General features: G+C 70.8%; 3 protein-coding genes. 2 read left to right on the top strand and 1 reads right to left on the bottom strand.

Features of this window, described 5'->3' with window-relative positions:
- A partial coding sequence (locus tag KV557_RS41520; RefSeq protein ID WP_218207304.1) for an RICIN domain-containing protein occupies window positions 1–616 on the top strand: 616 nt, incomplete at its 5' end.
- A 301-nt stretch (window positions 617–917) separates the two neighbouring features.
- Window positions 918–2339: a non-reducing end alpha-L-arabinofuranosidase family hydrolase gene (locus KV557_RS41515; RefSeq protein ID WP_218207303.1), complete on the top strand. Its 1422-nt coding sequence runs from the start codon at window positions 918–920 to the stop codon at window positions 2337–2339.
- 120 nt (window positions 2340–2459) lie between these two features.
- Here KV557_RS41515 and KV557_RS41510 read toward each other — a convergent pair.
- The coding region (locus KV557_RS41510; protein WP_256178739.1) for an AAA domain-containing protein at window positions 2460–4244 on the bottom strand (1785 nt) is incomplete at its 5' end.

Below are 4244 nucleotides of genomic sequence, written 5' to 3'. Positions count from 1 at the left end.
CGACACCGTCCAGTCCTGTCTCAACGTCGCCCGCTGCACCGGCATCACGGTCTGGGGCATCCGCGACAGCGACTCCTGGCGCACCGGCGAGAACCCGCTGCTGTTCGACAACAACGGCAACAAGAAGGCCGCCTACGGCGCGGTGCTCAGCGCCCTGGGCGGAGGCGGCGGCGGCACACCGGGCGGCGGCATCACCTCCGGCACGGTCTACACGCTCTCCGACGTGGCCGCCGGACGCGTCCTCGACGAGCCCGCCGGCCAGAACGGCAACGGCACCCCGCTCCAGGTGTGGGACGCCAGCGGCGCCGCCAACCAGCAGTGGCGCGCCGACCAGAACGGCGACGGCTCGTACACGCTGACCAACATCGCCAGCGGCAAGGTCCTGGACGAACCGGGCGGCCAGACGGGCAACGGAACGAGGATGGCGGTCTGGGACGCCAACGGCGGCGCCAACCAGCACTGGAAGGCCAGCCAGAACGGCGACGGCGCGTACACCCTCGTCAACGTCGCCAGCGGCCGCGCTCTGGAGACCCCCGGCGGCCAGACCGGCAACGGCACCCCCGTCCAGATCTGGGACTCCTGGGGCGGCGCCAACCAGCACTGGACCTTCAGGTGAACTGAACCGCAGGCGGGGGCGGGGCGGGGGAGCACCTCTCCCGCCCCGCGCCCGCCGAAGGCCGCCGGGAGCCACCGGGGCGGACGACCCGCCCGGTGCCCCGACGCGGCCTGACCACGATCCCGGCGGCCCGGCAGAGGCACGGGCCGCCGTAGGTACGGAGTCCCCGACCCCGTACGGGCCGAGGCGCGGGTACCCGCGCCGGCCGATTGCCGGCTCCCGGAGCGTACGCACGGCGCACCCGGAGCCCAACGATGACGAAGGCGTGCGACAGCTCCGCCCATTCCCACTGGAGATCCCCATGCGCAGACGAAGTTCCACCTACCGGCGCCTGTCCACGGTGCTCACGGCCGTACTCGCGGTCGTGGCGGCACTGGCGACGATGGTCGTCGCCAACCCGGCCCAGGCGGCCAGCACCGGCGCCCTGCGCGGTACGGGCTCCGGGCGGTGTCTCGACGTGCAGAACGCCGGGCAGGCCGATGGCACCGCCCTGCAGATCTACGACTGCTGGGGCGGGACCAACCAACAGTGGACGGCGACCTCCGCCAACGAGCTGACCGTGTACGGAAACAAGTGCCTGGATGTCCCCGGCCACGCCACCACGGCCGGTACCCGGGTGCAGATCTGGACGTGCACCGGCGGCGCGAACCAGCAGTGGCGGGTGAACTCCGACGGCAGCGTCGTCGGCGTGGAGTCCGGGCTGTGCCTGGACGTCGCGGGCGGGGCCACGGCCAACGGCACGGCCGTGCAGATCTGGCCGTGCACCGGCGCAGCGAACCAGCAGTGGAGCGGCCTGTCCGGGTCCACCCCGCCGGGCGGCACCTGCCCGCTGCCGTCGACCTACCGCTGGTCCTCGACGGGCGCGCTGGCGCAACCGGCCAACGGCTGGAGCGCGGTGAAGGACTTCACCGACGTGGTCTACAACGGCAAGCACCTGGTCTACGCGTCGAACGTGTCCGGGAAGTCCTACGGCTCGATGGCGTTCGCCCCCTTCACCAACTGGTCGGACATGGCCTCCGCCCCGCAGATCGGGATGAACGAGAACGCGGTGGCGCCCACGCTGTTCTACTTCGCACCGAAGAACATCTGGGTGCTCGCCTACCAGTGGGGCGCGTGGCCGTTCATCTACCGCACCTCCAGCGACCCGACCAACCCCAACGGCTGGTCCGCGCCGCAGCCCCTGTTCACCGGCGGCATCCCCGGCGCCGCCCCGATCGACCAGACCCTCATCGCCGACGACCAGAACATGTACCTGTTCTTCGCCGGCGACAACGGCAGCATCTACCGGGCCAGCATGCCCATCGGCAACTTCCCGGGCAACTTCGGCTCCTCCTACACCACCGTCATGACCGACACCGTCAAGAACCTCTTCGAAGCACCCCAGGTCTACAAGGTCAAGGGCCAGAACCAGTACCTCATGATCGTCGAAGCCCGCGGCGCCAACGAGCAACGCTACTTCCGCTCCTTCACCGCCACCAGCCTCAACGGCACCTGGACCCCGCAGGCCGCCACCGAGGCCAACCCCTTCGCCGGCAAGGCCAACAGCGGCGCCACCTGGACCAACGACATCAGCCACGGCGACCTCGTCCGCAACAACCCCGACCAGACCATGACCATCGACCCCTGCAACCTCCAACTCCTCTACCAGGGCATGACCCCCGGCTCCACCGCCCCCTACGACCAACTCCCCTGGCGCCCCGCCCTCCTCACCCTCCAGCACTGACCCACCCGATCCGCGAACAGCGGAACCCCGGCCGCCCGCCGGCTGGGGTTCCGCCGGCCGCATCCATCGCGCCCAGGCGCACGCCGATGGACGACCGGACATGGACGCCGCGCGGTTCTGTCAGCTCCTCCGAAGCGGAGGCGAGTTTCCCAGGTACCGGGCCTCGTCAGCGCGCAGAGCCTCCCGCCGGTCGCAGCCGACGGTTCCGGTCGTACCGTCCGGCTTCGTTGTGATCGTGCGCGTGGGGCAGGCCCAGGCGAAGTAGCGCTGGGCCGGGTGGTTGGTCGTGTTCGGGGAGAGTGCGGGGCGTTGCCCGCGCCGGATCATGAACTTGCGCAGTTCGGCCTGGGCGCCGTGGTCGGGGCAGAAGGGCGGCTGGCGCAGCAGCTCTGCGTTCTCGTGGTCGAGGATGTGGCGGGCGAAGCGGCGCCCCCGGAACGGGACCATGATCTCCCGCCGGCCCTGACCGCCGGGCGCGTGGGACAGGGTGTTGAGGCTGCCGAGGAAGCAGAGCTGCTCGTCGATCACCAGGATCTTCTGGTGCATGTCCTTGATCTCCACCACCGTGTCGGCCACCTCCCTGAGTTCGGGCAGCCGACGCGCGGCGTCGGCTGCGGTGGCCGGGTTCGCCAGCTGGCCCTGCAGGAGGCTGTCGCTCTCGTTGGTGACGAAGAGGTGGATCCGCACACCGCGGCGGCGCGCGTCGTGCAGCCGCGGGACCACCTCCCACATGCGCTTGGTGTACCACGGGGACCAGAGCCAGATACTGTGGCGGGCCTGGTCGATGGCGTCAAGGGCGTCGGGGAAGTAGGTGTCCTCGTCGTGGATGGCGGTGTACCGGACGTGGCCTTCGAAGGCCTGCCAGATCTCCTGCTGCAACGGGTTCAGTCCCGATGACTCGCCGGCGGGCAGGCCGAGGAGTTGATCGGATCGGGCGCCGCGCACGAGTGCCTCGGGTTCGGCTCTCGCCATGTCCCGCACATGGGCCAGCACCGTCCCGTTCCCCGCTCTGGCCAGGGCGTCCCAGGCGGCGAGCACGTAGACGCGCTGGCGGGCCCGCGTCGCACCCACGTTGAAGAGTCTGGCACCGTCCCTGGGATAGGACCGCGCGGCCTTGAAGTCACCAGCGGCGGCCCACCCCGGAAGCACACCGTCCTCCACCAGGTCCAGGATGACCACGTCGAACTCCCGGCCCTGGAAGCTGTGCGCCGTACCCACCTCCACCGCGGGAGCGCGGAAGAGGCGGCCCTGGTCGTGGAGCCAGTCGTGCGTCACCTGGGCCTGGAGCTTGTACGGCGTGACGATGCCGACACTCTCGCCCTCGTCGTGGTGGCGCTCGGCCAGCGCGGTCGCCAACAGGCTGCCTGCCACCCACCAACGGCCCTTCTCGCCCGGCACCAGCCTGGCGGAAGCGATTCCGTCGTCCCCCTCGCCGAGTCCGTCCGTGGTGACCAGGACGATCTCCGGGTCGAGGGCACGGTCCCGTACTGGACGGGTCGACCTGAGCACGCCGCCGTAGACGATCCGGTTGACAAGGTCGGTGGTGTCGGGCCCGAACCGGTGCGTGGTGAGCAGCGCCGCGCAGCCGGGGTTCGCCAGCGCGTCGGCAGGGGTGCGGATGCCCACCAGCTCGAAGCAGTCCTGGAGGATCCACTGCGCCAGCTCCGGCCTCTTCGGCAATTGCTTGGGCATGACGGGACCCAGCTGGCAGAAGTCGCCGAACAGCACCGCGGTCTCCTTGGCCTTGGCGACCGCGACGATCAGTTCGGGCAGCAGCGCGGCTCCGGCCTCGTCGACGAGGACGACGTCGTACGGTCCTTCGGCTACGGTCTGGTTGAGCCGCAGCCGGGGGGGCGGGGGGGGCCCCCCCCCCCGCCGCTTGCCTTGCCCACCCTGATCGGGGGG

Source organism: Kitasatospora aureofaciens, assembly GCF_019192735.1.
Classification (GTDB): domain Bacteria; phylum Actinomycetota; class Actinomycetes; order Streptomycetales; family Streptomycetaceae; genus Kitasatospora; species Kitasatospora aureofaciens_A.
The sequence above is the reverse complement of the archived record's forward strand: the minus strand, read 5'-3'. Positions and strand labels throughout refer to the sequence as shown.

Bases quoted from the DNA above. Each gene is read 5' to 3' on its own strand.
- KV557_RS41515 (WP_218207303.1), top strand. From the start codon at position 918: ATGCGCAGACGAAGTTCCACCTACCGGCGCCTGTCCACGGTGCTCACG.